Genomic DNA, 22,281 nt, shown 5'->3' on the forward strand with positions numbered 1-22,281 from the left:
GTGCTGACCGCGAGCGTCGCTTCTTCGCAACCCCGGAGCCACTACCTACTTCGCGGTAACTACACGTATGCTGCACTGCGTCGCGGGGTGGTGTTGATCACCGCCGCGACCGGAGAGAGGGAGTCGCCGTGACGAACTTGCTTGCCCACGAAGTCGTGGGGCACGCGAGCCGGCAGGCCCCTGCTCGTCCGGGTTCCGGGGGTTCAGTGGCCCGTGAGGCCAGCTTCACCGCCGGAGGTGCTGCCCGATGACCGTGCCGACCGCCGCCGTCAGCCGCGGGCCCGTCTTCATGTTCGCCGAGCGCGTGTTCGGCCGCTCCTCGGCCGTGCCCGTGAGCAGGCAGGCGTCCGACGACGAGCGCGCCGAGGCCGCGAAGGCCGAAGCCTGGGAGCTCGTGCGCGCCGCCCAGGACGGCGACTCGTCCGCCTTCGGCCGGCTCTACGACCGCTACGTCGACGTCGTCTACCGGTACGTGCTGTTCCGGCTCGGCGACCGCGACCTGGCCGAGGACGTCACCAGCGAGACGTTCCTGCGCGCCCTGCGCCGGATCACGTCGGTGAGCTACCAGGGCCGTGACGTCGGCGCCTGGTTCGTCACCATCGCCCGCAACCTCGTGCTCGACCACGTGAAGTCGAGCCGGTTCAAGCTCGAAGTGGTCACCGACGAGGTGACCGAGCCGGGCTCGGCGCCGTTCAGCGTCGGCGCGACCGCGCAGGCGGGCCCCGAGCAGGAGGCCATCACCCGCGCGACCCGCGCCGAGCTGCTGCGCTGCGTCGCGGAACTGGGCGACGACCAGCGGGAATGCATCATCCTGCGGTTCCTGCAGGGCCTGTCGGTGGCGGAGACGGCCGAGATCATGAACCGCAACGAGGGCGCGATCAAGGCGCTGCAGCACCGCGCGGTACGCCGATTGGCACAACTTCTGCCCACGGGATTGCGCTGATCCCGCGAACTTTTCGGTCCGTCGACCGGAACCGGTAACCCTGGCGGCTTCTGGATCGTTACTCCTGCCAGACCGGTGTCAGGACCGGCCATGGCCCGAGATGGAGCAGCGCAGTGAGGTTTGCGCGTGAGCGAGCCGAGAGCGACCGGTTCGCGCGTGCCCTGGAGCCGTCCCCGGTACGCCGGGACGGCGAGTTCGCCGACGAGCTCGCTCTCGTCGGCGCGCTGCGCGACCTCGGCGCCGCCGGGGCCCCGGACCTGGCGACCCGGCAGCGGATCCGCGCGGAGATCGCGGGCCGCCTGGAGACGGCGGCGGCCATCCCGCGTCGGAGGTGGCGGCCGCGGACCGCCGACCTGGTGGCCGCCGCGCTCTTCCTGGTCCTGGCGCTCTCGGGCCTGACGCTCGTGCTGTCCAGGAGCGCGTTGCCCGGTGACGCGCTGTACAGCGTGAAGCGAGCCGGGGAATCGACGGCGCTGAGCCTGACGTTCGGCGACCAGGCGAAGGCGCACAAGCACCTGGAGTTCGCCACCAACCGGATCACCGAGCTCGGCGAGCTGGCCGAAGAAGGCGCGAGCCAGGCCGACTACCGGACCGCGTACGACGACTTCGCCGCCGACCTGAAGGCGGGCGTCGCCCAGCTGGCCGCGGTGGCGACGAGCGACGGCGGCGGGGCGCAGGCGCTGGCCGACGTCCGGCTGTGGGCGCGCAACCAGGCGGCGCGGCTGGCGGCACAGCCGCAGCCGGCGGACGCGGTGCCGGTGTTCGGCGACGTCCGCGACCTGCTGGGCAAGGTCCAGGAGCGCACGAGCGGCCTGGTGGCGCGGCTGAACTGCTACGAGATCACCACCGGCACGTCCGACGAGCTGGGGCTGCTCCCGGCGACCGGCGAGTGCACGGCACGGCCGGCCCCGGCCGCGGGCCAGCAACCCTCGCCCGCGCCGAGTTCGTCGACGCCGGGCGAAAGCACCGCGCCGCTCGCGACGGGCACGCAGCTGCCGCCCTCGGACGCGGCGGCCACCCCGGGCATCCCGGCGCCGACCGGCGGCGTGACGCCCCCGCCGGTGTACGGCCAGCCGCCGGTGACCACCCGGCCGCCGTCGACGGCCCCGACGACGTCCACGCCGCCGCTGGTTTCGATCCCGCCGTTGCTGCCGGGTCTGCCGCCGATCGTGATCGGCTGAGGTCCGGGCCACACCTGCGCCGGGGCGGTGGGCGGCTCGCTACGCTGTGCGAAGGACCTAGACGTGCCGGACGTGGGCAGACGTGGAGGCGGTGTGCGTGTCAGCGTGGCGTGGCAGGGATAAGAGTCAGGAGCTGGAACGGCTCGCCACGCTCGCGGGCGAGGCCTCGGCCGAGGCCGCCCACGCCCGCGTGGTCGCCGAACCCCCCGCCCCGCCCGCACCGCCGGACCTCACGGCGGCCGCGTTCTTCGACGTCGACAACACGATGATGATGGGCGCGTCGATCTTCTACTTCGCCCGCGGGCTCGCGGCGCGCAAGTTCTTCACCTCGTCCGACCTGGCGGGTTTCGTCTGGGGCCAGATCAAGTTCCGGCTCGGCGGCCGCGAGAACAAAGAGGACATCAAGAGCCACCGCGAGCGCGCACTGTCCTTTGTGGCCGGCCGCACGGTGGCGGAGCTGACGTCGATCAGCGAAGAGATCTACGACGAGCTGATGGCGGACAAGATCTGGTCCGGCACGCGCGCGCTGGCCCAGATGCACCTCGACGCGGGCCAGCGCGTCTGGCTGGTGACGGCGACCCCGATCGAGCTGGCGGCGATCATCTCCCGCCGCCTGGGCCTCACCGGCGCGCTCGGCACGGTCGCCGAGACCCGTGACGGCGTGTACACCGGCCGCCTGGTGGGCGACCTGCTGCACGGCCGCGCGAAGGCACACGCGGTGCGGGCGCTGGCGTCCCGCGAAGGGCTGAACCTCAAGCGCTGCACGGCTTATTCGGACTCGGCCAACGACATCCCGATGCTGTCCGCGGTGGGCACGGCGGTGGCGGTCAACCCGGACGGCGGCCTGCGCGACGTCGCCCGCGCCCGCGGCTGGGAGATCCGCGACTTCCGCACCGGCCGCAAGGCGGCGAAGATCGGCGTGCCGTCGGTGCTGGGCGCCGGGGCGCTGGCGGGCGCGGTGGCGGCGGGCATGGCCTACCGCCGCCGCTGACCCCGGCCCCGAGCGCCCCAATGTGGCCTTCGGTGCGTCAGACGCACCCAAGGCGGCCTTCGGTGCGTCAGACGCAACCAATGTGGCCTTGGGGCGCTTGGTCAGCCGCGGAAAACCGACTTCCGCTGGGAAAGCCGCTGGTACAGGGCCTGCTGGATCGACTCGCGGACCTGGTCGGTCAGCTGGAACACCAGCATCGGGTCGTCCACGGCCTCCGGCTCGAACTCGTCCGTGCGGATCGGCTCGCCGAACTCGATGCTCCACTTCGTCGGCAGCGGGAGCGCGCCCAGCAGGCCGAAGTGCGGGAAGAACGGCGTCACCGGGAAGTACGGCAGGCCCAGCATCCGGGCCAGCACCTTGATGTCGCCGAGCTTCGGGTAGATCTCCTCGGCGCCGATCACCGATACCGGGATGATCGGCACGCCGGCCTTCAGCGCGGCCGACACGAAGCCGCCGCGGCCGAAGCGCTGGAGCTTGTAGCGGGACGAGAACGGCTTGCCGACGCCCTTGAAACCCTCCGGCCACACGCCGACCAGCTCGCCCTTGCGCAGCAGGCGTTCCGCGTCCGCGTGGCACGCCAGCGTCTGGCCGGACTTGCGCGCGAACGACCCCACCAGCGGGACCTGGAACACCAGGTCGGCGCCGAGGCCGCGCAGGTGGCGGCCGCCGGTCTCGTCGTGCACCGCGACCGCCGTCATCAGCGAGTCGAGCGGGATCGTGCCCGAGTGGTTCGACACCAGCAGCGCGCCGCCCGAAGCCGGGAGGTGCTCGACGCCGTGGGTCTCGACGCGGAACCAGTTCTTGTACAGCGCGCGCAGCGGCGGCAGGAACACCGCGTCGGTCAGCTCGGCGTCGAAGCCGAACTCGTCGACGGTGTAGTCGCCGGTCAGGCGGTCGCGGATGAAGCCGAGCGCCGAGCGCGCGGCGGCCGAAAGGGGCTCCTCGGGGGACGGCTGGTCCGCGCGCGGGAAGGCGACGACCGGTGCCTCTTCACGGTGGTCGCGTTCGGCCTCCGGCGCTCCCGGCTTTTCCCGGCCCGGTCCGTGCAGGGGGATGACCTGCGCTTCGGCACCGCCCACCGTCTCCGCCTCGCTTCCCAGCTCGTCCCAGTCGTGCGGCCTGCTCACCGGCTCTGCCCTGTCGCCGCGGCGACGAGCACCTTGCCGGCCAGGCCCGCCAGCTTGCCGCCGTCGAGCACCGGCCGGAGCCCGCGTCCGACGATGTAGTCGTCGAACGCCTCTCGCGTGGTCCACCGCGGGGTGTACCCGAACTCGTTCTTCAGCTTGGTGATGTCGACGACCCGGCCGAAGTTCAGCAGCCGGACCTGGTCGGCGGAAAAGTCCACGACGCGGGCGCCGCGCAGGACCTTGCCGACCGACGGCACCACGCTCCGCGGCATCGGCAGCTCGACCCGGCCCGCTCGCCGGATCGCCTGCGACAACGTGAGTACCCCCTCCGAGCCGACGTTAAAGACGCCGGGTTTGTCGGTGAGGCTCGCGCGTTCGAGCACGGCGAGCGCGTCCGAAGAGTGCAGCAGCTGGATCCGGGCGTCGTACCCGAAGACCGTCGGTACCACCGGCAGCGCGAAGTAGCGCGAAAGTACGGTGTCGGTCGACGGCCCGATGATGTTCGCGAAGCGGAACAGCGTCGTGGTGATGTCGGGGCGGCGGCGCACGAGGCCGCGCACGTAGCCCTCCATCTCGACCGCGTCCTTCGCGTACCCGCTGGTCGAGGTCGGGATGAGCTCGGAGTCCTCGGTGAACACCGCCTGCGAGCGGGCGCCGGCGCCGTAGACCGCCGCCGTCGACTTCACCACCAGCTTGCGGACCAGGGGCGAGCGCTGGCACGCGGCGAGCAGCCGCATCGTGCCGATGACGTTGACTTCCTTGATCGCCGTGCGGCGGCCCGGCCCGGCCGGGTGCGCGGTGCAGGAGGCGTGCACCACCGTGTCGACCTTGGCGGTGCTGATCACCTTGGCGATCAGCGGGTTCCGGATGTCCGCGCGGACGAACTCCGCGTGGCCCATGCGCTGCAGGACCGTCTTGTCCGGGGGAACCGTGTCGACACCGATGACCCGTTCGAAATCGGGGTTGTTGCCCAGCCGGGCGAGCAGTTTCCCGCCCAGTTCGCCGGCGACCCCGGTGACGAGCACGATGTTCGACGGCATGCGACTCCCTGCGGCGTAGGGCGTGGTGGGGGTGGACGATCACCCGAAGTGCGCGGGCCTGCACTCACTGGAAGCATCGCGCGGACACCCTTGAGATGTTACCGCTCTTCAGTGGTAGCTCCGGGGTGTCTTACGTGCTATTAACCGCAGTTCCCCGGAAAGCGACGAAGGCCTCACTCGAACGGGGGGAACCGGCCCACCACATGGACGTGGCCCGTCCAGAGACTGGACGGGCCACGGTCACGCACAGCAGGATTTACTTGCCGGCCTTACGACGCTGGACGCGCGTACGGCGAAGCAGCTTGCGGTGCTTCTTCTTCGACATGCGCTTGCGGCGCTTCTTGATCACAGAGCCCATGGGCGCTCCTTAGGTCGTCGTCGGTCACGCTGCCCGGCGCAGCGTCCAACGGGTGGAGCGCACAGGCACGAGCGGTTTTCCAGGTTACCCGGCACCCGGTGCGGGCCGGTCGGCGGGCACGTCGTAAGGCGACGTGCCGCCGGCCGCGGCGTGGATCAGCCCACGTCGTAGTAAGCGCCCTGGAGGTACTCGTGCACTGCTTTTTCCGGCACCCGGAAGGACTTCCCGACCCTGACGGCGGGCAGCTCACCCGAGTGCACGAGACGGTAGACGGTCATCTTGGAGACCCGCATCAGCGTGGCCACTTCGGCGACCGTCAGGAACTGGACCTGCCCGACTGCCGGCAGATCCTCCTTCTTGTTCGGCGACATGTTTACCGCGTCCTTCGACACGTGTCGCGCCACGAGGCTTCCCCACCTGTGGTATCGACACGCACGTGCTCTATCGAGAGTAGCGGGACTGGTGGGACTAATGCGACGCCTGTCACCGAGATGGGCCCCTACCAGCGCTAACGCACAGGCACCCACGCGTGCAATACCCGGGGAATCGCCCATTAAGGCGAATTCGGACCCGTCGTACCCGGTTCCAGGGGCAGCCGGAGCGCCCGGACGGTGAACGAAATCGCGTGGTACCAGCCGCAGACGAGCAGCAGGTCGAGCGCACCCTCGTCGCCGATCGCCCCGACGAGGTCCGCCCAGGTCCCGTCGGCCAGGTCGGCGGTCGCGTGCAGTTCGTCGACGGCTTTCAGCACCGCGCGGTCGCCCGCGTCCCAGCACGCGTCGGCCGGGCCACCGGTGGCGAGCGAGCGGACCTGCGTGTCGTCGAGCCCTGCCTTGGCCGCGTAGACGTCGATGTGGACGCCCCACTCGTAGCCGGCGCCGCACAACGCCGTCGTGCGGTCGATAACCAGCTCGCGCTGCCGGACGGTCAGCGCCGAGTCCCGGGAGAAGTAGTAGCGCCCCCAGCCCGCGACACCCTTGGCCAGCGCCGGACGGCGGGCCCACACGCGGAAGAGCCCGATCGGCGGCCCGAGCCGGTCGAGCGCTTCGGCCGTCTCGGCGTCGAACGGCGGCTCGAGCGGCGCGATCCGCGGCTGCTTCGATTTCAGAGGCATGCCCGGCACGCTAACATCGGTGCTTCGGAAAGGAAAGCACGATGACCCCACTCCCGGGCCGCCCCGTCCGCGGCTCGACGACCGGCCGCCCGATCATGGCGCTGCTCGACCTGCTCGGCAGGCGGTGGACGCTGCGGATCCTCTGGGAGCTGCGCGGCGACTCGCCCCTCACGTTCCGCGCGCTCCAGCAGCGCTGCGACGGGGTGTCGTCGAGCGTGCTGGCCACGCGGCTGCGCGAACTGGGCGAAGCGGACCTGGCCGACCACGCCGGCGACGGCTACACCCTCACCGACCAGGGCCGTTCCCTGTTCGGCACGCTCGTCCAGCTGGACGCCTGGGCCACCGGCTGGCGGCCCCGTCAGCCTTCGTGAGCCTTGCCCAGCTCGACCGAGCGGTCCTTCGCGGCTTCGATCGCCGCCAGCATGGCGGCGCGCACGCCGTGCTTCTCCAGCTCGCGGATGGCGTTGATGGTCGTGCCCGCGGGCGACGTCACGGCCTCGCGCAGCAGCACCGGGTGCTCCTCGGACTCGGCGAGCATCTTCGCCGCCCCGACGGCCGACTGGATGATCAGCTGCCCGGCGAGCGCCCGCGGCAGGCCGAGCAGAATCCCGGCGTCGATCATGGCCTCGACCAGGTAGAAGAAGTACGCCGGCCCGGACCCCGACAACGCCGTGACGGCGTCCTGCTGCGCCTCCGGCACCTCGACGACCTGCCCGACGTGGGACAGCAGGTCCCGCACCACGGCGAGGTGCTCGGCGGTGGCGTGCCGGCCGGCGGAGATGGCGCTCATGGCCTCGTTGACCAGCATCGGCGTGTTGGGCATGACCCGCACGACCGGCACGCCCTCGGCCAGCCGCCGCTCGTAGAGCGAGGTCGGCAGCCCGGCGCACAGCGAGACGACGAGCGAGGACGGCCCGAGCAGCGGCGCGAGCTCGTCGAGCACGGGATCGATGTCCTGCGGCTTCACGGCGACGACGAGCACGTCGGCCTGCTTCGCGGCATCCTCGACCTCGACGCCGCGAACGCCGTAGCGGGCGGTGAGCTCTTCGACCCGCGCCGGGTACCGCTCGGTGAAGAGCAGGTCGCCCGGCTCGTGGCCGCCGTGCAGCAGCCCCGAGAGCAACGCCTCGCCGATCTTTCCCGCACCCAGCACCGCGATGACCGTCATGCGCTCAAGCGTGCCAAACGCGGCTCAGGCATCCGGTGCCGGGCTCGCCCTCGGCCGCCCGCCTCCGTCCGCGCCGCGCGGTTCCGAACGTCTTGAATGACTCATTCAGGTCTCCGGAGGTCCTGAATGACTCATTCAAGACACCGGCCGCGGCCGAGCCGGCCGCATCGAACCGCGGTCAGCCGCCCGGGGCCGGAGCCAAGCCGAGCTGGCGGGCCTGGCACACCAGGCGGCCCTGGGAGTCCACCACCGTCGCGTCCGAGTCGAACCACGACTCGTGCACCGACCGCGACTCCACCACCACCCGCAACCACCCCGGCGCCGGCCGCGTGCGCAGCAACGCCGTCAGCTGGACCGTCGGGGCCCAGCCGATGCGGCCCAGGTTCATCACCACCGGCGGGTTCACGTCGGACGCCAGCAGCGTGAAGTACGGGTCGACCAGGCTGTGCCGCGGCCGGACCCACAGCCGCATCCGGGGCGGCTCGCCCGTGCGGCCGGCCAGGTAGCCCGCCGTCGCCGGGTCCAGGCGGACCTCGCAGCCCTTGGCCAGGTTGAACGGGCCCTCCGTGCTCTCCGCCATCGCGAGCGCGCCGGGTGGGGGCTCGGCGGGCATCGCCGGGACGTCGGTCCACTCCGGGCGGCGCATCGGGAGCCGGCCGGTCGTCACGCGCGCCTCGACGCAGCTGCGGCCACGCTGCTCCAGCCGGACCTCGACGACCGTCGCGCGGCGGCCGACCTTGCGGACGTCCGTGCGCAGCAGCACCGGGCCCAGCGCCGGCGCGTGCAGGAACTCCGCGCTGACGACGAGGGGCTCCGCGTGCGGCTCCCCGCGTTCGTGCAACGCGGCGATCGCCGCCTTGGCCAGCAGGGCCAGCAGGAAACCCCCGTGCGGGTGGGAGCCGATGGCCCATTCCGCACGCAGCACCGCGGTGAAGGTGCCGTCCCCCAGCGACCGCGCCGCACTCGCCGTGTCGAAGGACGCGGCGGTGCCGTCCGTTCCGCTCACGAACGCTCCGCGCCGATCGGGGAATCCGGGAAGGGGACGATCAACGCGGGCGACGGGTTCACGGTCCGAACTTTACGGGTTGCACCGGTGGAAATGGAGACGGGCGTAGTCGTGTCCTGTCGGAAAGTGCTCGTTCATTGGCCGAGGTGGAAACGCGCGAACAAAAGCGCCTCCGCGAGATCGCGCACCCGCTGGGCCGCGGTGACGGCGTGCCGGGTGTTGATCTCCAGCACGATCTGACCGGCGAAACCGCTGCTGACCAGCTTCTCCAGGAGTTCGGTGCACGGCTGGCCACCCCGTCCGGGTACCAGGTGTTCGTCCTTCGGGACGCCGGTGCCGTCCGCCAAGTGGACGTGCGTGAGGCCTTCACCCATCCGCTGCGCGAGCGCCAGCGCGTCCATTCCGGCTGCCGCTGTGTGGGACAGGTCGAGCGTGTAGTGCCGGAACCCGACGTCCGTGGGGTCGATCGACGGCCGGAATGCCGACACCCGGGAAGTGCGCGAACCGCCGGGCGGGCGCACCTTGAACATGTTTTCCACGGCGATTTCGACGCCGCTCGACTCTTCCAGCTCGTCGACGAGATCACCGAACGCGTCGCCGTAGCGGCGTTGCCAGCGGAACGGCGGGTGCACGACGACCGTGCGGGCTCCGAGTTCGAGCGCGGCCTCGACCGACATCCGCAGCCGGACGACCGGGTCCGGCGACCAGATCCGCTGCGTGATCAGCAGCGACGGCGAATGGATCGACAGCACGGGCACCCCGGTGCGGCGGGACCAGCGCCGCAGCGCCGAGACGTCCTGGCTGACCGCGTCGGCCCAGACCATCACTTCGACGCCGTCGTAGCCGAGCTCGGCGGCGAGCTCGAAGGCCGCGCCGGCTTTGAGGGGCCACACCGACGCCGTGCTCAGGCCGACCGGCACCGGCTTCTCGTCTGTCACGCGCGCCATCCTGCCTCGTGAGGCGAGGGTGCGCGGAGCCGCCGGGCCGGTAGGGGGACGCGGATCACCGCGTCCCCCGCGGACGTCAGCGGCCGACGAGGAGCAGCGCGGCGGGCGACACCGTCACCACCAGGCCGACCAGCACGGCCAGCACGGTGGTCTGCAGGTCTTCGGCTCGGCGGATCTTCCGCACGATCCAGACCAGCGCGACGACCACCAGCAGCGCCGCGACCAGCGCGGCGGCCGGGATGTTCACCCACAGCCAGTTGAAGCCGAGCCAGACGGCGGCCCCGCCGACCACGCCCATCGCCAGCTGGCCGGCGAGCGCGAGCCACGCCTTCCCGGGCGACGCCGCGGCCGCGGGTTCCGCGGCCGGCTCGGGCACGTCGTCGTACTCGTCGTCTTCGTAGCCTTCGCCCTGCTCGTAGCCGTAGTCGTCCTGCTCGAAGTCCGGGCCGTCGGCCGGGTAGCCGTCGGCGAACTCGCGCTCGTACGGTTCGAGGTCGTCCGGGATCGGCGCGCGCGACGCGCGGTCGCCGGGTGCGAACGGCATCGGCGGCGGGTACGCGCCGGTCGGCGGCCCCGCGTCGTAGGCGGCCTGGTAGCCGCTGCCTTCCGGGGCGAACCCTTCGGGCTCGAAGTCGTCCTCGGGGTAGCCGTCGCCGGGCAGGTCGGTGGGCACCGCCGGCATCACGCCGATCTCGGTGTCCTCCAGCTGCTCCTTCTGCCGGCGCTTGCGCCAGTTCGCGAGGCCGGCCGGCGAGGAGGGCTCGTCACCCTTCTTCGACGGCGCGGGCGGCTCGTCGTCGGGCACCGCCGAGAACTGCTCGGTGTAGGCCTCCGGCGGGGGCTGCGGACGGCGGCTGGGAGCCCGGCGCGGCCGGCCCGGCGCGGCGGGGGGCGTGCTGAACGTGCCGCTGGCCATCGGGCCGGGCGGGACGTCGACGTCGGCGTCCGGGGTGCCGTTGAGCCCGTCCAGCCGCGCCGACAGCGGGCCGCTGGGCGGCGGGGGCGTCGGGAGCTGCTGCGAGGGCTGGGGCGGGGTCGGCAGCTGCTGCGACGGCTGCGGCGGCCCGGGGCGGCGCCGCACCGGCGGGACGGCCCCGCGGGTCTCCTCGGCGGCGGGCGGCGGGACCGGCAGCTGCTGCGACGGCTGCGGCGGCGGGGGAGGCGGCTGGCGCCGGGGCGCGCGCGGCGGCACGGGCAGCTGCGCGGACTCCTGCGGCCGCGGCGGCGCGGGCGGCTCTTGCGGAGCCGGCCGCGTGAACTGCCCGGACTCCTGCGGCGGCCGGGCGAACTGGCCCGGCTCCGGCGGTGCCGGGCGCTGGTACTGGCCGGACTCGGCGCCACCGGGCGCGGGGCGCGCCGGCGGCGGCTGCGGCGGCTGGACGGGCCGGGGCAGCGGCTGGGAGTCCTGCGGGACCGCGCGGGGCGCGGGCGGCGGCGGGGGCGGCGGTTCGGCGCGACGCCGGCCACCGGGGCGGCCGGGCGGCGGCGGTGGGGGCGGGGTGCCCTCCGAGGCGACCCGGTCGATGATCGCCTGCGGGCCGGTGTCGCTCACGCCCGGGCGCCGGTGCGAGCCGGTCGCGCCCGGCGCGGCTTCGGGGGTGCCGGGTTCGTCGTCGTCATCGGCCGCGCGCCGCCGTCGGCGGCGTCCGCCGTCGACCTGGGCGCCGTGCTGGGCGAGCAGCTCAGCCACCGTCTTCTGCGGCTGGTCGCCTCCGGTCTGGTCCGTCATACCTGGTATTCCCCTGCGCGCTCCGGGTCCTCGGCACCTCGCGGGGAGGTACCCGACGGCATCCCGGCGGCGCAGCGCGCGCTGTACGCCGACCTCTGCATGTCCGTCACCTCTCCACCGTGCCCGTTCTCCGTCCGGGAAGTCCAGCCGGGTGCTTTCACCGGTCCTCCTGTGCGGTCAAGCGCCCCGCGAGGGCGGCTCCAGTCTCATCCGCGCCGTTGGAATGGTCCAGCCGCCGCAGGATCACACCCTCTCGCAGAGCCCACGGGCAAATCTCGAGTTCGGGCACACCGAGCGCCCGCATCGTCGCCTGCGCGACGAGCGCGCCCGCCACCAGCTGGTGCGAGCGGCTCGAACTGACCCCCTCGAGCTGGGCCAGATCGGCCGAGGGCATCCGCGAAATGAAGGCCAGGAGCTGGCGCAACGCGGTGTCCGTGAGCGTACGTCGGACGCGCGGGCCCGCCGCCGAGGGGGCGGCGCCGGTCAGCCGCGCGAGCGAGCGGAAGGTCTTCGACGTCGCCACCACGCGATCCGGTTCACCCCATTTGGTGACCTTGCGCGCGAGATCGGTGAGCTGGTCGTCCAGCCACGCCGATGTCGCGACGAGTTCGGAGCGCGTCGGCGGGTCGTGCTTGAAGCGGGTGCGCGTGGTGCGCCCGGCCCCCAGCGGCAGCGATTCGGCCAGCACGGGTTCTTCGTCGCGGCCCATCGCGACTTCCAGCGAGCCGCCGCCGATGTCGAGCACGAGCAGCTGCCCGGCCGACCAGCCGTACCACCGGCGGACGGCGAGGAACGTGTGCCGGGCCTCGTCGACCCCGGAGAGGACCTGCAGCTCGACGCCGGTCTTGTCGGCCACGCGGGCCAGCACCTTGGCGGAGTTCTTCGCTTCGCGGACCGCGGAGGTGGCGAAGGCCATCAGCTCTTCGCAGCCCAGCCGCGCGGCGGCGTCCTTGGCGGATTCGACGGCGGTCACCAGCTCGTCGGCCCCGGCCCTGGCGAGCTCCCCGCCGGGGGTGATCTGCTCGGCCAGCCGGAGCACCGACTTTTCGGAATGCATCGGCGTCGGGTGGGCGCCACGGTGGGCGTCGACCACGAGCAGGTGGACGGTGTTGGAACCGACGTCGAGTACCCCTAGGCGCACGGGGGTCCAGGGTACCGGCCCAGGCGCCAGGTCTCGAACTTGTAACCGAAAACACTCGGTGCGGTACCGCCCCGGCGCGCCTCCCGGCCGCGGCGGTACCGCCCGGAATGCCGCTTACGTCTCGAACTTGTAGCCCAGGCCCCGGACCGTCACCAGGTGCCGCGGCGAGCCCGGGTCCGGTTCGATCTTCGAGCGCAGCCGCTTCACGTGGACGTCGAGCGTCTTCGTGTCGCCGACGTAGTCCGCGCCCCACACCCGGTCGATCAGCTGCCCGCGCGTCAGCACCCGGCCGACGTTGCGGAGCAGGTACTCCAGCAGGTCGAACTCCTTGAGCGGGAGCGAAACCTCGGCGCCGTCCACCGTCACGACGTGCCGCTCGACGTCCATCCGGACCGGGCCGGCCGAGAGCACCAGCGGGGCCAGCTCGCCCTCCGAGCCGGGCTCGCCGCCGCGGCGCAGCACCGCCCGCACCCGCGCGATCAGCTCACGCGCCGAGTACGGCTTGGTGACGTAGTCGTCCGCGCCCAGTTCCAGGCCGACGACCTTGTCGATCTCGCTGTCGCGCGCGGTCACCATGATCACCGGCACGGCCGAGCGCTGGCGCAGCTGCTTGCAGACGTCGGTGCCGCTCATCCCGGGCAGCATCAGGTCGAGCAGCACGATGTCGGCGCCGTTGCGGTCGAACTCCTCCAGCGCGGCCTGGCCGGTGCCGGCGACGGCCGCGGTGAACCCTTCCTTGCGCAGCAGGAAGGCGAGGGGGTCGGCGAACGACTCCTCGTCCTCGACGATGAGAACCCTGGTCACAGGTTTCCTCCATGATCTGGGCTGTCCTGCCCGGTAACCACGAGCCTCGGGGTGCGCTCGGGGGTCTTCTCCTGCCGCGGTGCCGGCGAGGTCTTGGCGCCCTTGGCCGGCTCCGGGGCCGGCTCGGGGCGGACGTGCGCGGGGATGCGCAGGGTGAACGTCGACCCGGTGCCGGGACGGCTCCACAGCCCGACCGAGCCGCCGTGGTTGGCCGCGACGTGCTTGACGATCGCCAGGCCCAGGCCGGTGCCCCCGGTGGCGCGCGAGCGGGCCTTGTCGGCGCGGTAAAAGCGCTCGAAGACCCGCTGCTGCTCCTCTTCGGCGATGCCGATGCCGCGGTCGGTGACGGCGATTTCGACCATCCCGTCGGCCAGCCGCCTGCTGATCGACACCGGGCTGCCGGCCGGCGAGTACGCGACCGCGTTCTCCAGCAGGTTCGACAGCGCGGTGACCAGCAGCGTCCGGTCGCCCTCGATGAGCAGGGAGCTGGGGTTGTCGGTGGTGATCCGGATGTCGGCCGACTCGGCCGAGAGCGTGGTGCGGCCGAGCGCCTCGCGGACGACCGCGTCGACCTCGACGACGTTGAGGTCGGGCAGCCGTTCGGCGCCCTGCAGCCGCGACAGTGCGATCAGCTCGGTGACGAGCTGGCCCAGGCGCGTGGACTCGCGCAGGATCTTGCCGCCGAACCGGCGGACCTCTTCGACGTCTTCGGCGGCGTCAAGCACGGCCTCGGTGAGCAGCGCGATCGCGCCGACCGGGGTCTTGAGCTCGTGGCTGACGTTGGCGACGAAGTCGCGGCGCACGGCCTCCAGGCGGATGGCCTCGGAGTGGTCGACGGCCTCGACGACGGTGAAGCCGTCGCCGAGCGGCCGGACCTGGCCGAGCACCGCCTCCGGCTGGCGGCCGCGCGCCTCCAGCGGCGAAAGGTCGATCTCGATCGGCTCGTCGGTCTCGGAGACCTGCTCGGCGGCCTTGCGGGCCCGCGGGTCGGCCTGGTTGACCTTGACGAGGCCCAGCTCGTAGGCGCGCGGGTTGTGCAGCACCATGTCGCCGAACCGGTTGAGCACGACGATGCCGTTGGCCGAGGAGCGGACCAGCCGTTCGAGGAGTTCCGCGACGGTCGGGCCCGGCGGGCGGGCTTCCTCGCGGCGGGTGCGTGCCCGCGCCAGGAAGTAGCCGACCACCGCACCGGCCACCAGTGCGCCGATGGCCAGTGCGAGTGAAACAGGCGTGGTCACGGGCCGATCGTAAGCTGAGAAGTGGCCCTTCGGCCTAGCGTTGTCCGCCTTGTCGTGAGCACCGCGACACCTGCGGAGCACATGTTCGCCGGGGCTTCAGGCGGCGTTCACCCGATCGATTCCGCGGCGAGACATACCGGGTGAATTCACCCTTCCGCGTCCAACAGCTTCAAATCGTCCTCGGTGAGCTCCAGCGCCGCCGCCGCGACGTTCTGTTCGAGGTGCGCGACGTCGCCGGTGCCGGGGATGGCGAGCACGTGCGGGCCCTGGTGGAGGGTCCACGCGAGCCGCACCTGCGCCGGGGTGGCGTCGTGGCGGCGGGCGACCTCGGCGACGCGCTCGTCCTCGCCCTGCCCGCTGGCGACGGCGAAGAACGGCACGAACGCGATCCCGCGCTCGGCGCACATCCGGACGATCTCGTCGTCCTCCCGGCGGGCGGTGAGGCCGTACTGGTTCTGGACGCAGACGACCGGCGCGATCGCCAGGGCCTCGGTGAGGTGTTCCGGGCCGACGTTGGAGATGCCCAGCTCGCGGATGAGGCCCTGCTCGCGCAGTTCGGCGAGCGCGCCGAACCCGTCGGCGAGCGAGCCCTCGCCGCGGTCGAGCCCTTCGCCGATCCGGTAGTTGGCGACGTCGAGGTGGTCCAGGCCCAGCTCACGAAGGTTCTCCTCGACCTGGGCCCGCAGCTGGTCCGGCCGGGCGGTGTAGAACGCGCCGGTGAAGTCGCGGCCCGGGCCGACCTTGGTGGTGATCGTCAGGCCGTCGTACGGCGCGAGGGCGCGGTTGATCAGCTCGTTCGCCGAGCGCGGGCCGGCGAAGTAGAACACCGCGGTGTCGATGTGGTTCACGCCGAGCTCGACGGCGCGGCGCAGCACGGCGATCGACGTCTCGCGGTCGCGGATGCGGCCGTCCGAAGTGGACATCAGGCGCATCGCGCCGAAGCCGAGCCGGTTGACTTCGAAGGAGCCGAGCTGCCAGGTGCCCGCCGCGGCGGCGGGAAGGGTGGTGTCCGTGGTCATGGCTCCAGCCTTCCGGCGCGGTGCGCGTGACCACCGGGTTTGGCAGTTTGCTGCCACACTGGAATGCGTGGAGAAAGTGACGGACGTCGTCGTGGTGCGGGGCGAGGCCGAGCTGTTCGAGCGGACGGCCCACCTGTTCGCGACCGCGACCGAGATCTCGTGCGCGGCCCGCGACCTGCACACCTGGTCGGTGGCACAGCCGAGCGCGCCGGAACGGGAACAGGCCGTGCGCTCGATGTCCGTGCGCAAGATGTACCTGCCCGGCGTGCTGTTCGACCCGGCGCTGGCGGAGCACCTGCGGTTCATGGCCACGCACGGCGCGCGCATCCGGATCACCGAGCGCGAGGTCAACGAGACGATCCTGCTGGACCGCCGGATCGCCATCGTCGCGGGCGACCAGGTCGGCGGCGTTCGCAGCTACACCGTGGTCAGCAGCCCGGAACTGGTCCAGGGCATCCAGTCGCTGTTCGAAGCGGCCTGGGCCGGCGGCACCGACCTCGAGTCCTACCAGGCCCGGTTCAGCGAGCTGGGCGCGCGCGAAATCCTGGAGCAGCTCGCGTCCGGCTGCAAGGACGAGACGGCGGCCCGCGCGCTGGGCGTCGGCCTGCGGACCTACCGGCGCCGGGTGGCGGAGCTGATGGAGGTCCTCGGCGCGTCTTCGCGGTTCCAGGCCGGGGCGCGGGCTCGCGAAGCCGGGCTCCTGTGAAGCGGTTGCTCCTCGCGCTCGTCCTGACGGCTTCAGCGTGCTCCTCGGCGGTTTCCGGCACGGCGACGGCGCTGACGGGCAACCTCGCGGTGGTCAACGCGCCCGGGACGGCCGGCGCGCTCGCCGCCGTGAAGACCGCGGCCGAAGCGGTGTTCAGCTACGACTCGGCGAACCCGGCGGCGTTCGACCAGGCCGTCGCCGCGAACGTGACCGGGGCGGCGAAGGGCCAGCTCACGGCGTTGTTCGAGCAGGTCAGGAAGAGCCCGCAGCCGGTGCGCCTGACCACGACCGTGGCGCGGGCCGCGGCGCTGGAGCTGTCCGGCGGGAAGGTCCGCGAGCTGGCGGTGCTGGAGCAGGTCAGCGGCACCACGAAGGGCCTCGCGACGGTGGCGTTCACCGCGCTCGAGGACGGCGGGCGCTGGCGGCTCTCGGACATCGCCGTCAACCCGGCGCAGCCGTCCCCGGCCGCGCACCCGGACGACGGGAGCCTGGCGGGCCTGCGCGACTCGGCACTGGCCGGAGCGCGCACGGCCGCGGGCGCGCTGTTCACGACCGACAGCGGCGACCCGGAAGGCAGCTACGCGCGGGCCGAGGCGGTCGCGGCCGAGCCGTTGCTGAGCGACTACCGCGCGAAGAAGGCGACCTACGTCGACGCGATCCGGCGAAGCGGCACGAAGGTGGCGCTCGGCCCGGACCCCCTGAGCGGCGTCACGACGCTGACCGGCGGCCGCGCGACGGTGCTGTTCTTCACCACGCTGCAGGTGACCGGTCCCACCGGCACCACCGACCGCCCGTTCACCACGGAACTCGACCTCACCCGCGAAGGCACCACCTGGAAGGCGACCGCCGTCCGCCCGTTCACCGCGGCTTAAAGGTCGTGAATGCCACATTCACGACCTTTAAGGACGTGAATGTGGCATTCACGGAGTTGGGTCAGCGGCCCTGGTTGGCGACCGCGGCGGCGGCTTCCTTGGCGGCCTCGGGGTCGAGGTACTCACCGCCCGGCTTCAGCGGCTTGAGGTCGTCGCCCAGGTCGTAGCGCAGCGGGATGCCGGTCGGGATGTTCAGGCCGGCGATGTCGGCGTCGGAGATCCCGTCGAGGTGCTTGACGAGCGCGCGCAGCGAGTTGCCGTGCGCGGCGACCAGCACGGTCTTGCCCGCGCGCAGGTCCGGCACGATCGCGGACTCCCAGTACGGCAGCAGCCGCTCGACGACGTCCTTGAGGCACTCGGTCAGCGGCGCGTCGTCGCCGAGGTCCGCGTACCGGGCGTCGCCGGCCTGGCTCCACTCGTCCTTCGGGTCGATCGCGGGCGGCGGGGTGTCGTAGGAGCGGCGCCAGAGCATGAACTGCTCCTCGCCGAACTCCGCGAGGGTCTGCTTCTTGTCCTTGCCCTGCAGGGCGCCGTAGTGGCGCTCGTTGAGCCGCCAGTCGCGCTTCACGGGGATCCAGTGCCGGTCGGCGGCGTCCAGCGCGATGTTCGCGGTGGAGATCGCGCGGCGCAGCAGCGAGGTGTGCACCACGTCCGGCAGCAGGCCGGCGTCGGCCAGCAACTGCCCGCCCTGGCGGGCTTCGCCTTCACCCTGTTCCGAGAGCGGCACGTCCACCCAGCCGGTGAACAGGTTTTCCGCGTTCCACGTGCTCTGCCCGTGGCGGAGCAGCACCAACGTCCCGAGTTCAGCCATACCGTCAGCCTGCCAGAACCGGTCCGTGATTCCACCAGTGACCTCGGCCTACCGAGAGTGTGTTACCCCCGAGTAACACCTCACCCTTCGACAAGTCCGAGCGTCAACAACGCGCAAATTCCGGGCAACAAACTGCACACCGTTATCGCTCGCCGGTAAATTCACTCGAACGGACTAGTGAGTAGTCTTGTGATTACACGTCGAGATCTGACAGGTTGACTACGTCCCGAGCGGCCGGATTCCACGCACTCCCCGGCCGGATTCGGGCTTTGACCGCGGCTCGTCTCCCCCCTGCCGAGCCGCGGCCCGCCCGGCCCCGTTGGCACCCCCCTCGTCACCGGGTCCTGATCGGCGGGAACTTCAGCGGGGCGGCTCGAGATCGCGACTCCCCCCTCCCTCGAGCCGTCCCGCCTGTCCCGTTCACCTCGGCAAAGGTCTTGAATGAGTCATTCAGGACCTCCGAAGACCTGAATGACTCATTCAAGACAGCGCAGCGGCGGGCTTCACACCTCGGTCGGCTCCGGCCGGGCCGCGCGGCGGCGCCGGTTCAGCCACCAGCCACCCCAGGCCAGCGGGCCCACGATCAGCAAGAACGGCGCGATCGCGCCCAGCACGGTCAGCAGCCCCCCGCCGAAGGTCAGGAACGCGTCCCAGCCGCCGGCCAGCCCGCCCAGGAACCCGCTGTGGTCCTCTTCCGCCGGCGGGGGCGCCGCCACGCTGCGGATGCTCATCGCCACCGTTGCCATCGCGACGCTGCCCGCCAGCGAATTCCGCTGCTGCTCCAGCGATTCCAGCGCCGACTCACGGCTGGTCAGCTCGCTCTCGACCGAGGCGATCTCCGACACCGAAGTCGCCTTCGCGAGCAGCGCGCGGATCCGCTCCACCGACGCCCGCTGCGTCTGCAGCCGCGCCTCGACGTCGACGACCTGCTCGGTCACGTCCTGGGTGTTCAGCTCCCGCTTCACCAGGCTCGTGCCCAGGTGCGAGAGCTGGTCGAGCGCGCCGTCGAGCTTGTCCGCCGGCACCGCGAGGCTGAGCGTCGCGTACTCCTCGCCCGTGCTCTCCTGCCCGGTGTAGCCGCCCGCGCCCTGCGCGATCCCGCGGGCCTGCGCGACGACGTCGACGACCTTGGTCGCGGTCAGCTCCAGCCGCGCGCTGCGGGACAGCTTCCGGTCGGTGGCGCCCGCCTGCGGCGGGGTCACCTTCGACTCCGGCTTGCCCGCCGTCCCCTGATTCGGCACGGCGGGCGCGACCCCGGCACTGTCCGCCGTGGACGATGCCCCGTTCTCCCCCGCCGAGCAGCCGGCCAGCGCCAGCGCCGCCGCGGTGATCGCGAGCGCCGCTCTCCATCGAGTCCGCATCCTGCTTCTCCCTCCAGTTTCGACTGGCGGTGAGACGGATGTCCGGATCAGGGCCGTTGCACGGCTTGGGTCACGACTCGGTCAAGCCCGGTTCGTGCGGCCGCTCGGGGGCGACGAGGTGCTTGAACGCCTGGAGGTTGGCCAGCGACTCGCCGCGGGAGACGCGCCAGTCCCACTCGCGCTTGATCGACGTCGCGAAGCCGATCTCCAGCAGCGTGTTGAAGTCGCCGTCGGCGGCTTCGAGGACCTGGCCGAGCACCTTGTCGAGCTCGTCGGCGGACATCGTCTCCTTGCCGAACCGGCCGACCAGGTAGATGTCCCCGAGACTGTCCACTGTGTAGTGCACGCCGTACAGCTTCGCGTTGCGCTGCAACAGGAACCGGTAAACGTCCTCATGGGACTCGTCGGGACGGCGGCAGACGAAGGCCTCGACCGAAAACGCGTGGTCGCCGTCGACCAGCCACGCGTTCGTCTGCAGCTTCTTCGTCCCCGGCAGGGTGACGAAGTACTTGCCGGGACCGCGTTTGTCGTACTTCAGCTCGGCCGAGTCCAAAGTAGACTGGATCAGCTGGTCCAGGCTCACACCGCCACCTCCGCGCGCAGTTCCAGCGCCTGCCGGAACGCGCTGGTGGCCTGAGCATAGATGTCGAGCAGCGCGTCCGTGGTGCGGCGCCAGGAGAACCGCCGCGCGTGCACGACGGCGTTGGCACCGAGTTCGGCGCGCCGGTCCGGGCGCAGCGCGACCGCGGCCAGCGCGTCCGCCCACTCTTCGGCGCCGTGCCCCGGCACCAGCAGGCCGGACACGCCGTGCGGCACCGCCACCGGCAGCCCGCCGACCTCGGCCGCGACCACCGGCGTCCCGCAGGCCTGCGCCTCCAGTGCGACCAGGCCGAACGACTCGTTGTAGCTGGGCACCGCGACGACGTCGGCGGCGCGGAAGACCCGGGCCAGGCGCTCGCCCGGCTGCGGCGGCAGGAACCGCACCTGCGCCTCGATGCCCAGCGAAACCGCCAGCTCCCGCAGCGCCTGCGGCTGCTCCAGCCCGGAGCCGGACGGGCCGCCGACGACCAGCACGACCAGGCGCGAAGCCAGCTCGGGTCGGCGGCGCAGCATCGCGGCCGCGGCGTGCAGCAGCACGTCCGGCGCCTTCAGCGGCTGGATGCGGCCGGCGAAGGCGAGCACGACGTCGTCGTCGGCCAGGCCGAGGGCTTCGCGCGCGGCGTGCTGCGACCCCGGTGTGAAGCGTTCGAGGTCGACGCCCGGCGGCACGGCGTGCACCGCGTGCGGCTCGGCGTCGTAGAGGTCGATGAGCTGGCGCGCCTCGACGGCGGTGTTGGCCACCAGCCGGTCGGCCTCGGCGACCACCTGTTCCTCGCCGATCACGCGGGTGCGCGGTTCGGGCTTGTCGCCCTCGGCGAGCGCGGCGTTCTTCACCTTCGCCAGCGTGTGCGCGGTGTGCACCAGCGGGACGGACCAGCGGTCGCGGGCGAGCCAGCCGACCTGCCCCGAGAGCCAGTAGTGGGAGTGGATGAGGTCGTAGTGCCCTGGCTCGTGGAAGGCCTCGGTCCGCAGCACGCCGGAGGTGAACGCGCACAGCTGCGCCGGCAGCTCGTCGCGGCCCAGCGGCTCGAACGGCCCGGCCTGCACGTGCCGCACGGTCACCCCGGGCGCCAGCTCGGCCACCGGCGGCTGGTCGGACGCGGTCGCGCGGGTGAAGACCTCGACCTCGACGCCGCGGCGGGCCATCTCGGTCGCGGTCTGGCTGACGTAGACGTTCAGCCCGCCCGCGTCGCCGGTACCCGGCTGTTCGAGCGGGGAAGTGTGCACGGACAGCACCGCTATCCGGCGCGGCGCAGCCCGGAACCCCCGGTTGGAGCTGGTCACCTGGTCACGTCTCCTGCGTACTTCAGCATTCCTCGGCGAATTGCCGCAGTACCGCGTCGAACTCGGCCGCGGACTCGGCGAAGGGCGCATGCCCCCCGTCAGCGAACCAACGCCCAACGGCACCCGGAATCTTCCCGAGGGCGTGCTCGGCTACGGACGGTTCGATCACACGGTCGGCCGTTCCGTGCGCGATCAGAGCCGGTTTGTCCACCGTGACCAGCACTTCTTCGCTGCCGATGTCCCGGCGGAAGAGCGCCGAACGAATTGCGGGAGGCACGCTGAGAGACGCACCGAGCATGGCCTGGGCCTGCGCGCCGGGCACCGGCCCGGCGGCCATTCCCCGGCTGAATTCCGTGAGCGCGGGAACCGCTTCATCCCAATTGTCCGAAAGCATCGCCCGCATGTGCTCGCGCATCAGCGGCCCGACGCGCCCGCCCGCCCGGTCGCGGCCGATCTCGGTGATGGCCCCGACCAGCACGATGCCGCCCAGCCGTGCGGTGCCGTGCACCCGGATGTGGTCCATCAGCACCAGGCCGCCGTACGACCAGGCGACGACGATCGCGCCCGGCCCGGCGAAGTCGAGAACCGCGGCGAGGTCGTCGGCCCAGACACGTGGGTCGTCGTAGCCCGCGGCCGGGACGTCGGAGGCGCCGTGCCCCCGAAGATCCATGGCGACCAGGCGGAACCGTTCGGTCAGGGCGGGGTCGGCGAACTGCGCCGCCCAGCAGCCTGCTGACTGCGCCCAGCCGTGCACGAACACGATCGGCCTGCCGTGCTCGGCTCCCCCGACCCGCAGGCCGAGCCGGACCCCGCCGTGCCCGGCGACTTCGGTGCGCACGCT

24 protein-coding genes are annotated in these 22,281 nt (G+C 72.2%); 6 read left to right on the plus strand and 18 right to left on the minus strand.

Going from position 1 to position 22,281, the window contains the following annotated elements:
• Positions 1-247 precede the first annotated feature (247 nt).
• From H4696_RS31155 to H4696_RS31165, 3 genes are all read left to right on the plus strand, one after another.
• The gene (locus H4696_RS31155) at positions 248-943 is read left to right on the plus strand and encodes a sigma-70 family RNA polymerase sigma factor (protein ID WP_086859405.1); all 696 of its coding nucleotides are present in this window, start codon (positions 248-250) and stop codon (positions 941-943) included.
• A gap of 113 nt (positions 944-1,056) precedes the next feature.
• The gene (locus tag H4696_RS31160) at positions 1,057-2,124 is read left to right on the plus strand and encodes a DUF5667 domain-containing protein (RefSeq protein WP_086859404.1); all 1,068 of its coding nucleotides are present in this window, start codon (positions 1,057-1,059) and stop codon (positions 2,122-2,124) included.
• A 97-nt stretch (positions 2,125-2,221) separates the two neighbouring features.
• Positions 2,222-3,115 carry an HAD family hydrolase gene (locus H4696_RS31165; RefSeq protein WP_249026979.1) on the plus strand — a complete coding sequence of 298 codons (894 nt, stop codon included), beginning with the start codon at positions 2,222-2,224 and terminating at the stop codon, positions 3,113-3,115.
• A gap of 101 nt (positions 3,116-3,216) precedes the next feature.
• Here H4696_RS31165 and H4696_RS31170 read toward each other — a convergent pair whose 3' ends face one another.
• From H4696_RS31170 to H4696_RS31190, 5 genes are all read right to left on the minus strand, one after another.
• On the minus strand, positions 3,217-4,242 hold the full coding sequence (locus H4696_RS31170; RefSeq protein WP_086859403.1) for a lysophospholipid acyltransferase family protein: 1,026 nt from the start codon (positions 4,240-4,242) through the stop codon (positions 3,217-3,219).
• Positions 4,239-5,282, minus strand: coding sequence for an NAD-dependent epimerase/dehydratase family protein (locus H4696_RS31175; RefSeq protein WP_192782635.1), 1,044 nt, complete (start codon positions 5,280-5,282; stop codon positions 4,239-4,241). The genes H4696_RS31170 and H4696_RS31175 overlap by 4 nt, the downstream gene beginning before the upstream one ends.
• A 256-nt stretch (positions 5,283-5,538) precedes the next feature.
• The gene (locus H4696_RS31180) at positions 5,539-5,640 is read right to left on the minus strand and encodes a 30S ribosomal protein bS22 (protein WP_007030867.1); all 102 of its coding nucleotides are present in this window, start codon (positions 5,638-5,640) and stop codon (positions 5,539-5,541) included.
• Between the two features lie 155 nt (positions 5,641-5,795).
• The gene (locus tag H4696_RS31185) at positions 5,796-6,011 is read right to left on the minus strand and encodes a helix-turn-helix domain-containing protein (protein ID WP_013222402.1); all 216 of its coding nucleotides are present in this window, start codon (positions 6,009-6,011) and stop codon (positions 5,796-5,798) included.
• A 182-nt stretch (positions 6,012-6,193) separates the two neighbouring features.
• Positions 6,194-6,754 (minus strand): carboxymuconolactone decarboxylase family protein, encoded by a 561-nt coding sequence (locus tag H4696_RS31190; protein ID WP_086863652.1) that lies wholly within the window; start codon positions 6,752-6,754, stop codon positions 6,194-6,196.
• A 41-nt stretch (positions 6,755-6,795) separates the two neighbouring features.
• Between H4696_RS31190 and H4696_RS31195 the strand changes: the two genes are divergently transcribed.
• The gene (locus tag H4696_RS31195) at positions 6,796-7,125 is read left to right on the plus strand and encodes a winged helix-turn-helix transcriptional regulator (protein WP_225955850.1); all 330 of its coding nucleotides are present in this window, start codon (positions 6,796-6,798) and stop codon (positions 7,123-7,125) included.
• Here H4696_RS31195 and proC read toward each other — a convergent pair.
• From proC to H4696_RS31235, 8 genes are all read right to left on the minus strand, one after another.
• Complete coding sequence (gene proC / locus H4696_RS31200; RefSeq protein WP_086863651.1) at positions 7,113-7,922, minus strand: pyrroline-5-carboxylate reductase; 810 nt, start codon at positions 7,920-7,922, stop codon at positions 7,113-7,115. The genes H4696_RS31195 and proC overlap by 13 nt on opposite strands.
• Before the next feature lie 178 nt (positions 7,923-8,100).
• On the minus strand, positions 8,101-8,928 hold the full coding sequence (locus H4696_RS31205) for a thioesterase family protein (protein ID WP_086863650.1): 828 nt from the start codon (positions 8,926-8,928) through the stop codon (positions 8,101-8,103).
• A 134-nt stretch (positions 8,929-9,062) separates the two neighbouring features.
• Positions 9,063-9,875: a sugar phosphate isomerase/epimerase family protein gene (locus H4696_RS31210; RefSeq protein ID WP_192782636.1), complete on the minus strand. Its 813-nt coding sequence runs from the start codon at positions 9,873-9,875 to the stop codon at positions 9,063-9,065.
• A gap of 76 nt (positions 9,876-9,951) precedes the next feature.
• On the minus strand, positions 9,952-11,604 hold the full coding sequence (locus tag H4696_RS31215; RefSeq protein ID WP_192782637.1) for a hypothetical protein: 1,653 nt from the start codon (positions 11,602-11,604) through the stop codon (positions 9,952-9,954).
• A gap of 157 nt (positions 11,605-11,761) precedes the next feature.
• Entirely contained in the window at positions 11,762-12,745 is a 984-nt protein-coding gene (locus tag H4696_RS31220; RefSeq protein WP_086865342.1) for a Ppx/GppA phosphatase family protein, read from the minus strand.
• Positions 12,746-12,859: 114 nt separating this feature from the next.
• Complete coding sequence (locus H4696_RS31225) at positions 12,860-13,549, minus strand: response regulator transcription factor (protein WP_003062718.1); 690 nt, start codon at positions 13,547-13,549, stop codon at positions 12,860-12,862.
• A complete protein-coding gene (locus tag H4696_RS31230) occupies positions 13,546-14,787 on the minus strand; it encodes a sensor histidine kinase (protein ID WP_169735230.1) in 1,242 nt (413 codons plus the stop codon). The genes H4696_RS31225 and H4696_RS31230 overlap by 4 nt, the downstream gene beginning before the upstream one ends.
• A gap of 146 nt (positions 14,788-14,933) precedes the next feature.
• Positions 14,934-15,806, minus strand: a complete 873-nt coding sequence (locus H4696_RS31235; protein WP_086865343.1) for an oxidoreductase — start codon at positions 15,804-15,806, stop codon at positions 14,934-14,936.
• A 67-nt stretch (positions 15,807-15,873) separates the two neighbouring features.
• On the opposite strand from H4696_RS31235, the gene H4696_RS31240 reads away from it, so the two are divergent.
• Positions 15,874-16,512, plus strand: coding sequence for a helix-turn-helix domain-containing protein (locus tag H4696_RS31240; protein ID WP_086861933.1), 639 nt, complete (start codon positions 15,874-15,876; stop codon positions 16,510-16,512).
• Entirely contained in the window at positions 16,509-17,384 is an 876-nt protein-coding gene (locus H4696_RS31245) for a hypothetical protein (RefSeq protein WP_086861934.1), read from the plus strand. Before H4696_RS31240 ends, H4696_RS31245 begins: the two co-directional genes overlap by 4 nt.
• 61 nt (positions 17,385-17,445) lie before the next feature.
• Here the strand turns inward: H4696_RS31245 and H4696_RS31250 are convergent, their stop codons facing one another.
• From H4696_RS31250 to H4696_RS31270, 5 genes are all read right to left on the minus strand, one after another.
• Entirely contained in the window at positions 17,446-18,195 is a 750-nt protein-coding gene (locus H4696_RS31250; RefSeq protein ID WP_086861935.1) for a phosphoglyceromutase, read from the minus strand.
• Positions 18,196-18,698: 503 nt separating this feature from the next.
• On the minus strand, positions 18,699-19,556 hold the full coding sequence (locus tag H4696_RS31255; RefSeq protein ID WP_086858974.1) for a DUF4349 domain-containing protein: 858 nt from the start codon (positions 19,554-19,556) through the stop codon (positions 18,699-18,701).
• 70 nt (positions 19,557-19,626) lie between these two features.
• Entirely contained in the window at positions 19,627-20,139 is a 513-nt protein-coding gene (locus tag H4696_RS31260) for a type III secretion system chaperone family protein (protein WP_086858975.1), read from the minus strand.
• On the minus strand, positions 20,136-21,383 hold the full coding sequence (mshA, locus tag H4696_RS31265) for a D-inositol-3-phosphate glycosyltransferase (protein WP_420831519.1): 1,248 nt from the start codon (positions 21,381-21,383) through the stop codon (positions 20,136-20,138). Before mshA ends, H4696_RS31260 begins: the two co-directional genes overlap by 4 nt.
• Before the next feature lie 79 nt (positions 21,384-21,462).
• Complete coding sequence (locus H4696_RS31270) at positions 21,463-22,278, minus strand: alpha/beta fold hydrolase (RefSeq protein WP_086858977.1); 816 nt, start codon at positions 22,276-22,278, stop codon at positions 21,463-21,465.
• Between the last annotated feature and the right edge of the window lie 3 nt (positions 22,279-22,281).

The organism is Amycolatopsis lexingtonensis, from assembly GCF_014873755.1.
Taxonomy (GTDB): domain Bacteria; phylum Actinomycetota; class Actinomycetes; order Mycobacteriales; family Pseudonocardiaceae; genus Amycolatopsis; species Amycolatopsis lexingtonensis.